The organism is Mycobacterium sp., from assembly GCF_035274705.1.
In the GTDB taxonomy this organism is placed as follows: domain Bacteria; phylum Actinomycetota; class Actinomycetes; order Mycobacteriales; family Mycobacteriaceae; genus Mycobacterium.
In genome coordinates, this window is record NZ_DATENY010000016.1 from 1 (window position 1) to 15,665 (window position 15,665).

At 66.2% G+C, this 15,665-nt stretch carries 22 protein-coding genes; 9 read left to right on the plus strand and 13 right to left on the minus strand.

Annotated elements, in window-relative coordinates; translation table 11 throughout:
- A partial coding sequence (locus tag VJV41_RS03800) for a hypothetical protein (protein ID WP_325331408.1) occupies nucleotides 1-135 on the plus strand: 135 nt, incomplete at its 5' end.
- Here the strand turns inward: VJV41_RS03800 and VJV41_RS03805 are convergent.
- The 4 genes from VJV41_RS03805 to VJV41_RS03820 all read right to left on the minus strand — a co-directional run bounded on the left by VJV41_RS03805 (nucleotide 136) and on the right by VJV41_RS03820 (nucleotide 2,553).
- Complete coding sequence (locus VJV41_RS03805) at nucleotides 136-363, minus strand: hypothetical protein (RefSeq protein ID WP_325331252.1); 228 nt, start codon at nucleotides 361-363, stop codon at nucleotides 136-138.
- A 150-nt stretch (nucleotides 364-513) separates the two neighbouring features.
- Nucleotides 514-1,389, minus strand: coding sequence for an SAM-dependent methyltransferase (locus VJV41_RS03810; RefSeq protein ID WP_325331254.1), 876 nt, complete (start codon nucleotides 1,387-1,389; stop codon nucleotides 514-516).
- Entirely contained in the window at nucleotides 1,389-2,207 is an 819-nt protein-coding gene (locus VJV41_RS03815; protein ID WP_325331256.1) for a mycofactocin-coupled SDR family oxidoreductase, read from the minus strand. Before VJV41_RS03815 ends, VJV41_RS03810 begins: the two co-directional genes overlap by 1 nt.
- A 31-nt stretch (nucleotides 2,208-2,238) precedes the next feature.
- A complete protein-coding gene (locus VJV41_RS03820; RefSeq protein ID WP_325331258.1) occupies nucleotides 2,239-2,553 on the minus strand; it encodes a putative quinol monooxygenase in 315 nt (104 codons plus the stop codon).
- 132 nt (nucleotides 2,554-2,685) lie between these two features.
- On the opposite strand from VJV41_RS03820, the gene VJV41_RS03825 reads away from it, so the two are divergent.
- On the plus strand, nucleotides 2,686-5,172 hold the full coding sequence (locus VJV41_RS03825) for a DNA translocase FtsK (RefSeq protein WP_325331260.1): 2,487 nt from the start codon (nucleotides 2,686-2,688) through the stop codon (nucleotides 5,170-5,172).
- Here VJV41_RS03825 and VJV41_RS03830 read toward each other — a convergent pair.
- Nucleotides 5,169-5,411: a hypothetical protein gene (locus VJV41_RS03830; RefSeq protein WP_325331262.1), complete on the minus strand. Its 243-nt coding sequence runs from the start codon at nucleotides 5,409-5,411 to the stop codon at nucleotides 5,169-5,171. The genes VJV41_RS03825 and VJV41_RS03830 overlap by 4 nt on opposite strands.
- Nucleotides 5,412-5,415: 4 nt before the next feature.
- On the minus strand, nucleotides 5,416-5,928 hold the full coding sequence (locus tag VJV41_RS03835; protein ID WP_325331264.1) for an amino-acid N-acetyltransferase: 513 nt from the start codon (nucleotides 5,926-5,928) through the stop codon (nucleotides 5,416-5,418).
- 56 nt (nucleotides 5,929-5,984) lie between these two features.
- Between VJV41_RS03835 and pgsA the strand changes: the two genes are divergently transcribed.
- The 5 genes from pgsA (at nucleotide 5,985) to pspM (ending at nucleotide 9,303) form a co-directional block, all read left to right on the plus strand.
- Complete coding sequence (pgsA, locus tag VJV41_RS03840; RefSeq protein WP_325331266.1) at nucleotides 5,985-6,581, plus strand: CDP-diacylglycerol--glycerol-3-phosphate 3-phosphatidyltransferase; 597 nt, start codon at nucleotides 5,985-5,987, stop codon at nucleotides 6,579-6,581.
- The gene (locus VJV41_RS03845) at nucleotides 6,559-7,050 is read left to right on the plus strand and encodes a CinA family protein (protein WP_325331268.1); all 492 of its coding nucleotides are present in this window, start codon (nucleotides 6,559-6,561) and stop codon (nucleotides 7,048-7,050) included. The genes pgsA and VJV41_RS03845 overlap by 23 nt, the downstream gene beginning before the upstream one ends.
- A gap of 170 nt (nucleotides 7,051-7,220) precedes the next feature.
- Nucleotides 7,221-7,547 (plus strand): transcriptional regulator ClgR, encoded by a 327-nt coding sequence (gene clgR / locus VJV41_RS03850; protein ID WP_325331270.1) that lies wholly within the window; start codon nucleotides 7,221-7,223, stop codon nucleotides 7,545-7,547.
- 110 nt (nucleotides 7,548-7,657) lie between these two features.
- Complete coding sequence (gene pspA, locus VJV41_RS03855; protein WP_325331272.1) at nucleotides 7,658-8,470, plus strand: phage shock protein PspA; 813 nt, start codon at nucleotides 7,658-7,660, stop codon at nucleotides 8,468-8,470.
- Nucleotides 8,471-8,481: 11 nt separating this feature from the next.
- Entirely contained in the window at nucleotides 8,482-9,303 is an 822-nt protein-coding gene (gene pspM / locus VJV41_RS03860) for a phage shock envelope stress response protein PspM (protein WP_325331274.1), read from the plus strand.
- Here the strand turns inward: pspM and VJV41_RS03865 are convergent.
- Both VJV41_RS03865 and VJV41_RS03870 read right to left on the minus strand, forming a co-directional pair.
- Entirely contained in the window at nucleotides 9,300-9,716 is a 417-nt protein-coding gene (locus tag VJV41_RS03865) for a DUF5313 domain-containing protein (RefSeq protein WP_325331276.1), read from the minus strand. The two genes, pspM and VJV41_RS03865, sit on opposite strands and share 4 nt — an antisense overlap.
- Complete coding sequence (locus VJV41_RS03870; protein WP_325331278.1) at nucleotides 9,716-10,156, minus strand: limonene-1,2-epoxide hydrolase family protein; 441 nt, start codon at nucleotides 10,154-10,156, stop codon at nucleotides 9,716-9,718. The genes VJV41_RS03865 and VJV41_RS03870 overlap by 1 nt, the downstream gene beginning before the upstream one ends.
- A 42-nt stretch (nucleotides 10,157-10,198) precedes the next feature.
- Here VJV41_RS03870 and VJV41_RS03875 point away from each other — a divergent pair, with 42 nt between their 5' ends.
- The gene (locus VJV41_RS03875) at nucleotides 10,199-11,371 is read left to right on the plus strand and encodes a glycosyltransferase (RefSeq protein WP_325331280.1); all 1,173 of its coding nucleotides are present in this window, start codon (nucleotides 10,199-10,201) and stop codon (nucleotides 11,369-11,371) included.
- A gap of 10 nt (nucleotides 11,372-11,381) precedes the next feature.
- Nucleotides 11,382-11,573, plus strand: coding sequence for a DUF3046 domain-containing protein (locus tag VJV41_RS03880; RefSeq protein WP_325331282.1), 192 nt, complete (start codon nucleotides 11,382-11,384; stop codon nucleotides 11,571-11,573).
- Nucleotides 11,574-11,651: 78 nt separating this feature from the next.
- Here VJV41_RS03880 and hypD read toward each other — a convergent pair whose 3' ends face one another.
- Genes hypD through VJV41_RS03905 form a run of 5 tightly spaced genes read right to left on the minus strand, consistent with a single transcriptional unit; the run spans nucleotide 11,652 to nucleotide 15,560 of the window.
- Nucleotides 11,652-12,779 carry a hydrogenase formation protein HypD gene (hypD, locus tag VJV41_RS03885; RefSeq protein WP_325331284.1) on the minus strand — a complete coding sequence of 376 codons (1,128 nt, stop codon included), beginning with the start codon at nucleotides 12,777-12,779 and terminating at the stop codon, nucleotides 11,652-11,654.
- 12 nt (nucleotides 12,780-12,791) lie between these two features.
- Nucleotides 12,792-13,064 (minus strand): HypC/HybG/HupF family hydrogenase formation chaperone, encoded by a 273-nt coding sequence (locus VJV41_RS03890; protein WP_325331286.1) that lies wholly within the window; start codon nucleotides 13,062-13,064, stop codon nucleotides 12,792-12,794.
- A gap of 14 nt (nucleotides 13,065-13,078) precedes the next feature.
- Complete coding sequence (gene hypE, locus VJV41_RS03895; RefSeq protein ID WP_325331288.1) at nucleotides 13,079-14,164, minus strand: hydrogenase expression/formation protein HypE; 1,086 nt, start codon at nucleotides 14,162-14,164, stop codon at nucleotides 13,079-13,081.
- On the minus strand, nucleotides 14,161-14,838 hold the full coding sequence (locus tag VJV41_RS03900) for an SIS domain-containing protein (protein ID WP_325331290.1): 678 nt from the start codon (nucleotides 14,836-14,838) through the stop codon (nucleotides 14,161-14,163). Before VJV41_RS03900 ends, hypE begins: the two co-directional genes overlap by 4 nt.
- Nucleotides 14,838-15,560, minus strand: coding sequence for a hydrogenase assembly protein HupF (locus VJV41_RS03905; protein WP_325331292.1), 723 nt, complete (start codon nucleotides 15,558-15,560; stop codon nucleotides 14,838-14,840). Before VJV41_RS03905 ends, VJV41_RS03900 begins: the two co-directional genes overlap by 1 nt.
- Between the last annotated feature and the right edge of the window lie 105 nt (nucleotides 15,561-15,665).

Sequence of the window (15,665 nt, forward strand, 5' to 3'; positions counted from 1 at the left end):
CTGGAAATACTTGCGGCCGACAACATTACCGAAGTCACGCGAATCGCCCAGGGCGTCCGTCGCGTCGTGGGCAAGTGGGTGGGGGAGGCCTACCGGCGCCAGCCGATGATCGTGCCGACGGTCATCGAGATCTAGTCACGCAACCACCATCGGAAAGGCCACGACACACCGGTTTTCGACGGCGTGGCCCCAGGCGTCCTGGCACGCCGCCGCTTTCAGCAGCCGACGCGAACCCGACCAGCCGCACGAGCACGTCGCATAGGAATGTCCGATGCCGACGCGGTGGACGACGACGAGCCCCGGCTCGATGACCGACTTGCCGTCGGCGGCCGACGTGACCTCCTCGGGGTAGCTCGTGCACATGGGCATTTCCTAAGTCCGGTGTGATGATGTTGCCTGCCATGATGCGAGGTGCCGTCAAGCCGCGGAAACGGGACATGTGCCCTTTGCTGTGGGCCGTGCCTGGGGGATACCGCAGCCGTTGCCGTTAGGGGGTTAGGGGATGGTTGTCCACTACGCCGGCTTCTCCGCGTACGCGGTCCACTCCAGATCAGAGGTGGTGAGCCTGCGACCGGCCGGCTCGATGTAGTTGCGCATGTAGTACTCGGGGCCCGCCTGTTCGGCAAGACGCCAGCCGTATTCGCCGATGAAAGCGGCGACGTCATCGGGGTTCAGCCCGAACTTCCACACCTGCTGCCGTTGTCTGAAACGCTTGTACAGCACTGCCGCGTCGTACATGTTCGACCCGTCGATGAAGTCCCGCCGCACGTATGTGAACACCAGCCGACTGCCCGGGGGTGTGCACGCCAAGGCGCCGAGCGTTGCGCGAACAGCGTCCTCGGTGAGGTATTGCGTGACACCTTCCCAGATGAACAACGTGCGGGCGTCGGTGCGGTAGCCGTCACTTGTTAGCGCGCCGATCAGATCGTCGCGTTCGAAGTCCAACGGCACCAAGTGAACTGACGTGGGTGCCGGGCCGAGTGCACGCCCGACGGCGGCCTTCTTGCGCGCGATGTTGACCGGCAGGTCGACTTCGAAGACGCCGATGTCGGAGCGACGCGCGAGGCGATACGCCCGGGTGTCCATGCCCGAACCGAGAATGACGACGGCGTCGATGCCCGAGAGCGACTCGTCCAGTTTGTCGTCGATAAAGCGTTTGCGGCACGCAATGAGTGCCCACGAGCCCGGCACGGCGCGCTCGCCGGCCCGGATCGTCAGGCGACGCAGCAGCGGCCAGCGCATCGCGCGTACCAACGCCCGCTGGCCGGCAGGCAACATCGACACCGCGAGGTCGTCGTAGACCAGGCGATGCTCGGGCGGCTCGTACTGCTCGATGGCCGCCTGCACAATCGGTCCGAAGGCGGTTTGCGCAGCGGTGTTTCGCGCCATCAGCGCTTGTTCACGTATCCCGCGTCAACCGGGAGTGTCACGCCGGTGATATAGCGCGCCTCGTCGGAGACCAGCCACGCGACCGCTGCGGCAATGTCTTCTGCTTCGAGCACCTGAACCGGTAACGCGTTGCCCATGTCCGGCGGTCGTTCCGAATTGGCGATCACGTTGGCGAGCCATTGACGGGTGTGGTCGTTGTCGATCATCGGTGTGTTCACGCCGCTGGGGTGCACAGAATTGACGCGGATGCTGTGCGGTGCAAGGTGATTGGCGTAGGCCCTCATCAATCCGACTACGCCGTGTTTGGCCGCCGTGTAACCGACTGAGCCGGGGTCGCCGCCGCCGATGCCGACCAAACCGGCTGCGGAGCTGGTCAGGACTATCGATCCCCCGTCACCCTGCTCGATCAATCGCGGCATCGCCACCTCGACGGTGTTGTGAACGCCGGTGAGGTTGACGTCGACCACGTCCCTCCATCCGTCGGCACCCGATTCCATCGGCGCGATACCGGCGTTGGCGACGACGATGTCAAGCCTGCCGAACTCGTCGAGACCGGCCTGAAGCGCCGTCTGCAAGGCCGCCTGATCGCGAACGTCGGCCTGCTGGGCGACGATTCGTGCGCCGGTGTCTTCGACGAGCTTGACCGTCGCTGCTAGATCGTCGGGCGTGGCCATCGGATAGGGGACCGATGCGATCTGATCGCAGATGTCGACGGCGATGATGTTGGCGCCGTCGGAGGCCAGCCTGACGGCCTCCGCGCGACCCTGGCCGCGGGCGGCGCCGGTGATGAAGGCAACCTTGCCTGCTAGCGATGCCAACGGTGTCCTCGCTTCCTCGCGCAGGCGCTCGTCAGGGCCGCAGCTGACCCTTCGCTGGATCGCCGGCCGCGATCGGTTTCAGCATCTTGATGTCGGGTGCACCGTCAAGGTGCTCGCCGACCGTGCCGAACAGCGTCGCGACCGCGGGGGCAGTGCTGTGGGCCTGCAGCGCGTCCGCATCCGCCCACTGCTCCACGAAGACGAACGTGCCGTCGGCCTCGTGCAAGGTGTAGAGATCGCAGCCAGGTTCGGAGTGCACGGCCTCGATGGCCTTAACGCATGCCTCCCGTACGGCGTCGACGGACTCCGGCTTGGCTTTCATGGTTGCGACGACGGTGACGGCCACGGGCTACTCCTCGGCGAGTGCGAACTGGACGACTGTCCACCCTACTCAGTGAATCTAACTAAATTCCGATACCTATCTGTGACCCGTGTGGCAGATGGTGAATATGGGGCCCTTGCGACTAGGCTTACAACCATGCCTAGTAAGACCGCCGCGCGCTCCGGCGCCCGTTCGACCAGGTCAAAGGCCGGCTCGAGGGGCGGATCCCGCTCGGCGCGCTCCTCGGCGCCCCGCCGGAAGCCCGCGCGAGGCGCTCATCCGTCGCCGATCTCGTCGGCTGGCGCGTCTGTCGGCCGGGGCGTTCGCGCGGGCTGGCTGATGCTGGCCAAGGGCGCAGGCTCCACCGCCCGCTCGGTGGGCCGTGCCCGCGACATCGAGCCAGGCCACCGCCGCGACGGCATCGCTTTGGCGCTGCTCGGCCTCGCGGTCGTCGTCGCAGCCAGTTCCTGGTTCGACGCCGCCCGTCCCGTCGGCCAGTGGATCGACACCTTCCTGCGGGTGCTCATCGGCTCCGCGGTGGTGCTGGTGCCGCTCGCGCTGGCAGCGATCGGCGTCGTGCTGATGCGCACCGAACCCGACCCCGAAGCACGACCCCGGCTCATCCTGGGCGTGGCGATGATCGCACTGCCGACGCTCGGCCTGTGGCATCTGTGGTCCGGGTCGCCGACCGATCCCACCGCACGGCAGCACGCCGCCGGATTTCTCGGGTTCGCGATCGGCGGTCCGCTCGCGGATGGGCTGACCGAATGGATCGCTGCGCCGTTGCTGTTCATCGGCGCGTTGTTCGGCGTGCTGCTGGTGACGGGCACGACGATCCGCGAGGTGCCGTCCACACTGCAGAGGATGTTCTCCGCACGGGCCTTCCACGGCGAGGCATACGACGAGGACTACGAAGACGAACAGCCGTATGTCGAAGAGTCGGAGGACTTTTCCGACGGCTATTACGACGACCCGTCGGCCTATAGCGACGACGAGCCGCAGGCGTGGCCGACCGGCACACCGATGGAGAACTATCCCATCGACGACGAGGCGCCCACCGTCCCGGAGCCGACCGCCAAGGTACGAAAGAAGAAGCCCGCCAAGAAGCAGCAGACGCTGTCACTTGATCGAGTCGTCGAAGGGCCGTACACACTGCCGCCGCTGGATCTGCTGATTGCAGGCGATCCGCCTAAGCGCCGGAGCCCGGCCAACGACCGCATGGTCGAGGCAATCACCGAGGTGCTCGAGCAGTTCAAGGTGAATGCCGCCGTCACCGGCTGCACCCGCGGCCCGACCGTTACGCGCTACGAAGTCGAGCTCGGCCCCGGCGTCAAGGTGGAGAAAATCACTGCGCTGCAACGCAATATCGCCTATGCGGTGGCCACCGAGAGCGTGCGCATGCTGGCGCCGATCCCTGGCAAGTCCGCGGTCGGCATCGAGGTTCCCAACGTGGACCGCGAAATGGTGCGGCTGGCCGATGTGCTGACCGACCCGAGCACCCGTGGTGATCATCATCCGTTGGTGATCGGCCTCGGCAAGGACATTGAGGGCGAATACATTTCGGCCAACCTGGCGAAGATGCCCCACCTATTGGTGGCGGGCTCGACAGGCTCAGGTAAGTCCAGCTTCGTCAACTCGATGCTGGTGTCGCTGCTCGCGCGCGCCACGCCGGAGGAGGTCAGGATGATCCTGATCGACCCGAAGATGGTGGAACTCACGCCCTACGAGGGCATTCCGCACTTGATCACGCCGATCATCACGCAGCCGAAGAAGGCCGCCGCCGCGCTGGCATGGCTCGTCGAGGAGATGGAGCAGCGCTACCAGGACATGCAGGCGTCGCGCGTCCGTCACATCGACGACTTCAACAAGAAGGTGCGCTCCGGCGAGATCACCGCCCCGCTGGGCAGCCAGCGTGTGTACCGGCCATACCCGTATGTGGTGGCGATCGTCGACGAGCTGGCCGACCTGATGATGACCGCGCCGCGCGACGTCGAGGATGCGATCGTGCGCATCACCCAGAAGGCGCGCGCGGCGGGCATCCATCTGGTGCTGGCCACCCAGCGGCCGTCGGTCGACGTCGTCACCGGCCTGATCAAGACCAACGTGCCGTCGCGGCTGGCGTTCGCGACGTCCTCGCTGACCGACAGCCGCGTCATCCTGGACCAGCAGGGCGCGGAGAAGCTGATCGGCATGGGCGACGGGTTGTTCCTGCCGATGGGCGCCAACAAGCCCATCCGCCTGCAAGGCGCGTACATCACCGACGACGAGATCCACGCCGTCGTGCAGGCCTGTAAGGATCAGGCCGAGCCCGAGTACAACGAGGGCGTCACGAAGGCCAAGACCACCAGCGAGCGCACCGACGTCGATCCGGACATCGGCGACGACATGGACGTATTCCTGCAGGCCGTCGAGCTGGTGGTGTCCAGCCAGTTCGGGTCGACGTCGATGCTGCAGCGCAAGCTGCGAGTGGGCTTCGCCAAGGCCGGCCGACTGATGGACCTGATGGAGACCCGCGGCATCGTCGGGCCGAGCGAGGGTTCCAAGGCGCGCGAGGTGCTGGTCAAGCCTGACGAGTTGGCGGGCACGCTGGCGCTGATCCGCGGCGGCTCGGATGCCAACGGCGGGGATGACGAGGTCGACTAGATCCCGACGCCGACGCCGCCTTCGATGCCGACCCTGACGGGGGGTGGCGGCGGGAGCAGTGGCGGCTGGACTCCGACGCACTGGTCCTCGATCACAGCGGTGCAGACTCCTGGGCCCGGGCAGCCGGCCAGGACGATCGGGCCGTTGTCGCACTGGGGTGGGTCGGCCTGAGCCGGCCCAGTCGCGATCGTCGCGGCAGTTGCCAAAGCCACGACGACGCAGACCACGATGCGACGCACAGCTCTACGATACGACCTCCAGCGCCAACAACATTCGGGTATTGCCGAGGATGTTCGGCTTGACGTAGGACAAGTCGAGGAACTCCGCGACACCGGTGTCGTAGGAGCGACACATCTCCTCGTAGACCTCGGCGGTGACCGGCGTGCCCTCGATCTCCTTGAAGCCGTGGCGGGAAAAGAACTCGACCTCGAACGTGAGCACGAATATCCGCTCCAGGTGCAGCTCTTTGGCGACGTCGAGCAATCGGTCGACGATCGCATGACCGACACCGTGGCCGCGGACCTTCGGGTGCACCGCGACAGTGCGCACCTCGCCGAGGTCTGACCACAACACGTGCAAGGCACCGCACCCGATCAGCTCACCGTCGAGTTCGGCGACCCAGAACTCCTGGACCGCCTCATAGAGCGTCACCAGGTTCTTCTCCAGCAAGATCTTGCCGGAGTAAATGTCGACGAGCGCCTTGATGGCCGGCACGTCTGACGTCCGGGCACGCCGCACGATAAGCCGCTCGTTCACACGTGCGAGGGTATCGGCTCACAGGTCGAAGGTTGGCAACCGGATATTCTGTTGCGGTGTCGGGCCAACCTCATATCGATCCGGTGGTTCCGCGCGCCCGGGTGGCGAATATCGCAAACATGCTCACGGGCGTGCGGCTCGCGTTGGTTCCCGTCTTCCTCGTTTTGTTGTTCGTCGGCGATGGCCATGAAACGCCCTGGCGGATAGGCGCATTCGTCGTATTCACGGTTGCGGTTATCACCGACCGATTCGACGGTGCCCTGGCCCGCAGTTACGGCATGGTGACCGAATTCGGGAAGCTGGCCGACCCGATAGCCGACAAGGCTCTCATCGGCGCGGCGCTGATCGGGCTGTCGATGCTGGGTGACCTGCCGTGGTGGGTGACCGTCGTGATCATGGTTCGTGAGATCGGCGTCACCGCGTTGCGTTTCGCGGTCCTGCGCCGCGGCGTCATTCCGGCCAGCCGCGGAGGCAAGCTCAAGACCCTTGTCCAGGCCGTGGCGATCGGCCTGTTCGTGTTGCCTCTATCGGGACCATGGCTGGCCGCCGCGTGGGTGGTGATGTGGGCGGCCGTCGTGCTGACGCTGATCACCGGCGTGGACTACGTCGTCTCGGCGATCAGGGATTCACGTGGACGACCCGCTGGTCACTGAGGATGCCCGTGCGCTCGTCGCGGATCTGACCGCGCGCGGCCAGAGCGTGGCCACCGCCGAATCGTTGACGGCCGGGCTGCTGGCCGCCACGCTCGCGGGTGTGCCCGGCGCCAGCGTGGTGCTGCGCGGCGGGCTGGTCACCTACATCGAGGAGACCAAGATCGCATTGGCGGGGGTCCCGCCGCAGCTGCTCGAGGCGGTGGGTCCCGTCGCCGCACCCACGGCGCAGGCCCTTGCCGTCGGCGCGAGGCAGCGCTGCGCTGCCACGTGGGGTGTGGGCCTGACGGGTGTGGCGGGCCCGGAGCCGCATGGCGGTCATCCGGTGGGAACGGTGTTCATCGGGGTCGCGGGCCCTGTCGACACCGAGGTCGTCGAGCTGGCGCTCACCGGCTCACGCTGGGATATCCGCGTCGCGGCGGTGCGCGAGGCCGTCGCGCGGCTGCGGTCGCTCGTCGGGCGGCAGCGATGAGCGCTTGCGCGAAGAGCAGAGCACAGCGATGAGCGCTTGCGCGAAGAGCAGAGCGTGATGATCTGGGCCATCCGGGAACCAACGTGGGTCCGCGCAGCGTTGCCCTAATAACGGAGCCCAGTCAAGAAGGGGAGCACACCGATGAGCGCTTGCGCGAAGAGCAGACAACGATGACGACATTGCTGCGCGAGGTGATCGGCGACGTGCTGCGTCGTGCCCGCACCGAGCAGGGCCGCACCCTGCGCGAGGTGTCCGATACCGCTCGAGTCAGCCTCGGCTACCTGTCGGAGGTGGAACGCGGCCGCAAGGAGGCATCGAGCGAATTGCTGAGCGCCATCTGCGGTGCCCTGGACATTCCGCTGTCGCGCGTGCTTTCCGATGCCGGCGAGGATCTGGCCCGCGAGGAACTGGCCGCGCTCACGCGTGTCCGCTCGGCCAATATCGACGCCACGACGAAGGTTGTCATCCCGCAGGTCGTCTCGATGGCGGTCGCCTGAGCTAGGCTGCCTGTCCGATCTTGGAAAACACCTGCAGGGGTGTGGTGATCTGCGCGAAACCGATAAGTTGGCACTAGTGCAACTCAACGACACGAAGGCGGAATGAACCGATGGCCAATCCGTTCGTCAAGGCGTGGAAGTACCTCATGGCGCTGTTCAGCTCCAAGGTCGACGAGTACGCCGATCCGAAGGTGCAGATCCAGCAGGCCATCGAGGAGGCCCAGCGCCAGCATCAAGCGTTGACGCAACAGGCCGCGCAGGTCATCGGCAACCAGCGTCAGCTGGAGATGCGGCTGAACCGTCAGCTCGCCGACATCGAGAAGCTGCAGGTAAACGTGCGCCAGGCGCTCACCCTGGCCGATCAGGCCACCAGCGCGGGCGATGCCGCCAAGGCCACCGAGTACAACAACGCCGCTGAAGCGTTCGCCGCGCAACTGGTCACCGCCGAACAGAGTGTCGAAGACCTCAAGGGCCTGCACGACCAGGCGCTGCAGGCCGCCGGTCAGGCCAAGAAGGCCGTCGAGCAAAACGCGATGGTGTTGCAGCAGAAGATCGCCGAGCGCACCAAGCTGCTGTCCCAGCTCGAGCAGGCCAAGATGCAGGAGCAGGTCAGCGCGTCGCTGCGGTCGATGAGTGAGATCGCCGCGCCGGGCACCACCCCCAGCCTCGACGAGGTTCGCGACAAGATCGAACGCCGCTACGCCAACGCCATGGGCTCGGCGGAGTTGGCGCAGAACTCGGTGCAGGGCCGCATGCTCGAGGTGCAGCAGGCCAGTGTGCAGATGGCCGGGCATTCCCGCTTGGAGCAGATCCGCGCCTCGATGCGCGGTGAGCAGCTGCCTGCGGGTGGTACGGCAGCCACTGCACCAGCCGCGCCGGCGACCAACCAGCAAGCGACACCGGAAAATCCGCTGTCGCAATAACTTTCGTAGGTATGACAGTGAACCACACGGGTCGACCAGAGGCTTGGCGGTCGTTGGTGCAGCGCGGGGTGGACACCGCCGCAGAGTGGTCGGACGTGTTGGCCGAAAGACTCAATGCCGCCGCCGACCCGCGCGCCAAGCTACTGCGCAAGCGGCGCTGGGCCCTGCGCCTCGCCCTGTTCTTCACGGTGTCCTGCGGGTTCTGGGTGCTGGTGACGGCGCTGCTGGCGTCGTGGAGCACGCCGGTGTGGGCGCTGTTCATCCCAGCGCCGATCGCGGTCGGTGCGGCGTTCCTGGCGACGTTATCGTTCCTGCGTTACCGGTGGCTGCGCGGAGAGCCGTTGCCGCCGCAGCGATCCCGCGCAGCGCGGCGACTCCCGCCGTTTGGTTCGGCGGCTCGCCAGCCGATGGCCGCGTTGGCGGCGTCCGAGCGGGCGTTGTTCTCGCTGCTCGGTGTGCTGGACCGCGGACGCATGCTGCCCGCCGACGAGCTTCGCGAGCTGACCGCGGCGGCCGATCAAACCTCAGCGACGATGGCTGCGACGGCCAACGACGTGGTGTCGATGGAGCGGGCGGTACGTTCAGCGCCGCAGTCGCGTTCTCATTTGGCGCCCACCATCAACGCGTTCACCGCTCAGTTGAACAACGGTGCCCGGCAGTACAACGAAATGGTCACCGCTGCAGCCCAATTGGTGTCGGCGACCAACTCCGGCTCGCTGTCCAGCTCACCGATGACTCAGCAGCGTTTCCGCGACGAGCTCGTCAACGCGACCGATCGGCTGATGGGATGGGCGCAGGCGTTCGACGAGCTGGGCCACCTGCGCCGCGCCTAAATGTCGTGACTGCTTGACGGCCCTGATCGGGGGCCGTACTTCTCGACATACGCCTGGTGAATGTGGGCGTTCTTCTGCCGCGACAGCTCGTCGACAAGATTGGGGTCCAGCCCGTGTTGACGGAGTCGGTGTCGGCGCCACACCTTGTTCAGCGCGTGCGAGAAGAGCACGAACGGGATGAAGATGGGCAGCGTCGTGCTCAGATGGAGATAGAGCGACATCGGGATGAACCAGAACGGTGACAGCACTATGACGGCCGGAATCGCGGCGCGCACCATCGTCCGAATGGTGGCACCCTTTCCGGCAAGGTCGTTGCGCACCCACTCGCGCATCGAGTCGGGTAGCCGCTTCCCGTAGCAGTAGCCGATGTACTGCAGCAGGTTCGGCTTGGTGCGTGTGGTGTCGCCCGTCACTACAGTGTCGGTCTCAATGAGGGGAACACCGTCGCGGCGACGGCGCGCAGAGTGGCCTTGGCGAAGTCGAACATGTCGAAGTAGTCCCGCCACAGTGTGATTTGCCCGGCATGGACTTCGAACACCCCGCAGACCCAGAACTGCAGACGCAGGGGCCCGAATACCAGCACATCCGTGCGTTCGGTCAGCACCGAGTTACCGTCCGCGGCGACGCGATGGATCTTCACCTCGAAGCCCATCCGACCCTGGCCGCGGCGAAGCAGCTTCATGATCCGCTCGCGACCGCGGATTGTCGGCCAGCCGACGTTCTGCCACACGATGTTGTCTGCCAGCGTGGAATCGGCCGTCGCGAAGTCCTCGTCCTGCAGCGCGTACAGGAAGTTCTCGACGGTACGGGCGTTGTCGACGTCCGAAATCGCTGGGGAAGCTCGGTCGGTCATAGCTGCCAGCGTAGTGGTCGGGCGCTGTGGCAGGGTAGGCCCGTGCGGGTCGCCGTGGTCGCCGGGCCGGATCCCGGGCATGCGTTTCCGGCCCTCGCGCTGTGCCGCCGGTTTCTCGCTGCCGGTGACGCGGCGACGCTGCTCACAGGCGTTGAATGGCTGGACACCGCGCGGCGAGCCGGGGTGGACGCGGTTGAGCTCGACGGGCTGGATCCCACCGAGTCCGACGACGACACCGACGCGGGCGCCAAGATTCATCAGCGCGCGGCGCGGATGGCCGTGCTGAACGTGCCGCGGCTGCATGAGCTGGCGCCCGACCTGGTGGTGTCGGACGTGATCACGGCCTGCGGAGGCCTGGCAGCAGAGTTGATGAGCGTCCCGTGGGTCGAGCTGAATCCGCACCCGCTGTACCGGCCGTCGAAGGGACTGCCGCCGCTGGGCAGCGGGTTGGCCCCGGGAACGGGCATCGGCGGCCGGCTGCGTGACGCGGTGATGCGCGCACTCACCGCCCGGTCGTGGCGTGAGGGGCTGCGCCAGCGTTCGGCGGTCCGGGTTGAAATCGGTTTGCCCGCCGAGGATCCTGGCCCGCTGCGGCGCCTCATCGCTACCCTGCCGGCCCTGGAGGTGCCCCGCCCGGATTGGCCGTCGGAGGCCGTGGTGGTGGGACCACTGCACTTCGAGCCGACGTCGTCGGTGCTCGAGATCCCCGCAGGAGTCGGGCCGGTGGTCGTCGTCGCGCCATCGACGGCAATGACCGGTGCCAGCGGGCTCACCGAACTCGCACTGGACGCGTTGACGCCGGGCGAGGTGCTGCCCGACGGCGCCAGGGTCGTGGTGTCGCGGCTGGGCGGACCCGACGTGGAGGTGCCGCCGTGGGCGGTGGTCGGACTGGGCCGTCAGGACGAACTGCTGTCGCATGCCGATCTGGTGATCTGCGGCGGAGGGCACGGCATGGTGTCCAAGACGCTGCTCGCGGGTGTGCCGCTCGTCGTGGTCCCAGGCGGCGGCGACCAGTGGGAGATCGCCAATCGCGTTGTGCGCCAAGGCAGTGCGCAGCTGGTGCGGCCACTGACCGCCGAGGCGCTGGCCGCCGCGGTCACCGAAGTGTTGTCCTCGCCGCGATACCGGGAGGCGGCCCGGCGGGCCGGAGCGTCGGTGTCGGAGGTGGTTGATCCGGTACGGGCGTGCCATGAAGCGCTGGCTCCGTCGGCGTAAGTTGGATCGAGTGCGGCTGACGGAATTCAATGAACTCGTCGAGGGACAGTTCGGACCGGTGCGTGGCGCGTCCCTGCTCGTCGACCACGTGCTGACCGGATTCGGGCGTACCCCCGCCCAGGCCATCGAGGACGGCGTCGACCCTCGCGACGTGTGGCGGGCGCTGTGCTCGGAGTTCGACGTGCCGCGCGACCAGTGGTGACTTCCTTCGCGCGAGCAGACGCAAAACTGCCCATTTCTTGCCGAAATGAGGCAGTTTTGCGTCTGCTCGCCGAAAGACCTAGCCCCTCTGGCCCAACAGTTGGGCGGTTTCGCGGTGCAGCCTGCCGAAGTTGTAATACGCCGCGCATGCGCCTTCGGGGGAGACCATGCATGTGCCGATCGGGGTTTCGGGTGTGCAGGCCGTGCCGAACACCTTGCATTCCCACGGTTTGATCACACCCTTGAGTACCTCGCCGCACTGGCACGCTTTGGGGTCGGCTACGCGAACGCCGGGCATGTCGAACGTCCGCTCCGCGTCGAACTCGGCGTAGTCCGAGTGCACCTTCAGAGCGCTTTGGGAGATGAATCCCAGTCCGCGCCATTCGAAGTGCGGGCGCAATTCGAATGTCTCGGCCATCAGTTTCAGCGCCTGGGTGTTGCCCTCCGGGCGCACCACACGGGTGTACTGATTCTCGACCTCGCACCGCCCGTCGCGGATCTGCTGCAACAGCATGTGCACGGACGCGAGGATGTCGAGTGGTTCAAACCCTGCGACCACCATGGGCTTTCCGTACACCTCAGGGACGAACCGGTATGGCCGCAGACCGACGACGGTCGATACGTGGCCGGGGCCAAGGAAGCCGTTGAGCCGCAGATCGGGTGACTCCAGGATGGCCTTGATCGGAGGCACGATCGTGACGTGGTTGCAGAACACGCTGAAGTTCTTGACGCCCAGGTTGCGGGCGCGGACCAGCGTCACCGCGGTCGACGGCGCGGTGGTCTCGAAACCGACGGCGAAGAACACCACATGGCGGTCCGGATTTTCGATGGCGACCTTCAGCGCGTCGAGCGGGGAGTAGACGAATCGCACATCGGCGCCGCGCGCCTTGGCCTCGATCAGGTTTCCTTTTGATCCCGGCACACGCATCATGTCGCCGAAGGTCGTGAAGATGATGCCGGGCTGCTCGGCCAGCCACATCGCGTCGTCCACCCGGCCCATCGGGATGACGCACACGGGACATCCCGGCCCGTGCACGAGTCCAACCGATTCCGGCAGCAGATGCTCGATCCCGTGCCGGTAGATCGTGTGCGTGTGGCCGCCGCAGACTTCCATGAACTTGAACTCGTCACCACCGGCCAGGTCGGTGATGGACTTCACCAGGGCCCGTGCGGCGGCCGGGTCGCGGAATTCGTCGACGAACTTCATTTTGCGAGCCTCTCAGGCGATTTCGGATTCGTTGAAGGCTTCGATCTCCTGCTGGTAGTTCTCGCCCATCTTCTGCACCTGATCCAATGTGATCTTGGCTTCGCGTTCGTCGATCTTGGCCATCGCGAAACCGACATGCACAAGTACCCAGTCACCCACCTGCAGGTTGTCATCGGCGAGCAACCGCACGCTGATGTTCCGGCGAACTCCGTTGACGTCGACTTTGGCCAGATGCTGTTCGGCGTCGACGATCTCGACCACCTGGCCCGGTATCCCTAAACACATCGGCGTTCTCCTCTTCAGCAGATTCGCGGTAGCGGGTCGCCGACGAGCATGTCGACAATGCGGCTGCCACCGAATGATGTTCGCAGCGCGACGATTCCGGGAGGTTCTGGCACGATCTCGCCGACAATGATGGCCCGCGCCCCCTGTGGATGCGTGCGCAACGCGGCAATGGCCGCATCGGCGTCGTCGGCAGCGACGATCGCAACGAACTTTCCCTCGTTGGCGACATACAGCGGGTCGATGCCCAACATGTCGCAGGCGCCGAGCACCTGCGGTTCAACGGGCAGGCTGGCTTCGTCGAGAATCAGCGCAAACGGCATGCCCTTGACGAGTTCATTGCACACGGTGCCGACACCGCCACGCGTCGCATCCCGCATCCAGCGTGTCGACGGCGCCGCATCCAGCAGTAGCTCGACGAGTTCGTTGACAGGCGCTGTGTCGGAATCGATGTCGGCGTCGATCGCGAGGTCGCCGCGCGCCAGCATGACCGCCATGCCGTGCTCGCCGATCGTACCGGACAGCACCACTTTGTCTCCCGGCTGGACGAGGTCCCGAGAGAGCCGCCGGCCTTCGGGGATCACACCCACGCCCGTCGTGGTGATGTACACACCATCCGCCGCGCCTTTGCCGACGACCTTGGTGTCACCGGTGACGATCTGAACGCCGGCCCTGGCGGCGGCTTCGCTCATATCCGCGACGATTTCGCGCAATTCGGCGATCGGGAAACCCTCCTCGATGACGAAGCCCGCGGACAACCATCGCGGCAGGGCACCCGAGACGGCGAGATCGTTGACGGTGCCGTGCACTGCGACCTGACCGATCGAACCGCCCGGAAAGCGCAGCGGCTGAACAACATATGAATCGGTGGAGAACGCCAGGCGGTCTCCCGACGGAGTCACCAGCGCCGCGGCGTCACCGAGCTGTTCGAGTTCATCGTTGCGGAACGCCTCAAGGAACACCCCGTCGACCAGTGCCGCCGACGATTTGCCGCCCGCGCCGTGCGCGAGTGTGACCACATCGTCGAGCAGCCGCGGCCGGCGCTGGCGGAACTTGTCGATCCGTTCCAGCACGCGGTCTTCGCGGTCAGCGGTGGTGCTCATGCGGATGCCTCCGACCGTGGACGGGCCATGTGTTCCTGCGTGACCGACCAGAGCCGGTATCCGAGCATCGCGTGGCTCTCCTGGATGCGGTGAATGCTCTGCGAGTGCACCGTGAAGCAGAAGTCGAAGTCATCGGCTGCGGCCATCCTGCCTCCGTCGTGCCCGGAGAACCCGATTGTCAGCAGCCCGCGGTGCTTGGCCTCGGTGATCGCCGTCATCAGGTCCTCCGAGTTGCCGGACGTCGACAGCGCGATCGCGACGTCGCGCTCGCGAGCATGGGCGATGATCTGGCGCTTGAAGATCAGGTCGAACCCGACGTCGTTGCCGAGCGCCGTCACCACCGCCTCGTCGGCGGCCAGCGACCACGCCGCCACCGGCCTGCCCCTGGCCGGACGGCTGAACAATGACGCGAGCGTCGCGGCGTCGGTCGAACTGCCGCCGTTGCCCAGCGTGTAGAGCCGGCCGCCACGCAAGAACCGCTCGGCCATCTCTGTTCCCGCCGCGGTCAACCCGGCTGCGTACTCGTCGAGCGATTCCCGCTGCAGCCGTGCGCTTTCGGCGGCCTTTCCCCGCGCCGACGCAGCGAGGTCGTCGAGGAGGCTTGCGGCGTCAGTCTCCTCCGACTCTATGAACGGGTAGAGGAAGCTAGTGCTTTCGGATTTGTCAGTCGTCATCAGTCCACCTCCAACCGTGTGATGGCGGCGCCTGCGTGTACAAGCACAAGATCGTTGCGGCGGACTTCTCGAAGCATGCTGGTGTCCACCCATTCCTCGCCTTTGGCGGTGCGGACGAGGGCCTGACCGTCGGCGGGCTCGAGCACCACCTCACCGACCCGGCCCTCGTCGCTGCACGTCACGCACGACTGATCGGCGCGTTCCTCACCGGGCTTGAGCAGGCCGGGGTGCTCGAAGCAGACGTGCGTGAGCTCCCACAGCAGGTGATACATCAGCACGAACCTGCCGGTGGCCGGCACCATCGGATCGTCGGAGTCGATCCATAGCACGTGGTTGGCTGCACCCGCGGGCGGCCGCGGCCCCGATCCGATCCACAGTGTCAGGACGCCCCACGCCGGGGCGCGCCGCATGGCGTCGACCACGGCGGGCTCATCGGCAGACGCGACGGCCAACAGCAGGTCGCCAGGGTTGGATGCCACCCGGGCCTGGGCCACCGGATCCGGTTCGACCAGCGCGACCGACGGCAGGGCTCGCTTGCCCACGATCACCGGGTGGACGAATTCGACTGCGACGTGATGAGCGTGCGGCTCCCACTGCGGCGAGATGACCCACAACGTCGCGCCGTCGTGGAACCTGCGGGCGAGATCGAGTGCGGCCACGGCCAAATCGGTGGACAGGCCCTCGTCGACGAAGGGCCCGCTAGGGGGTGCGGGAGCCGTCATGGTCGAACCTGCCCTCTCCGCAGGGGACATTGAAGTCGCTGCTCTTCCAGTGTCCTCCGACATCGTGAAGTGCGATCGTCGATATGCCCAATTAACCCTCTCGTG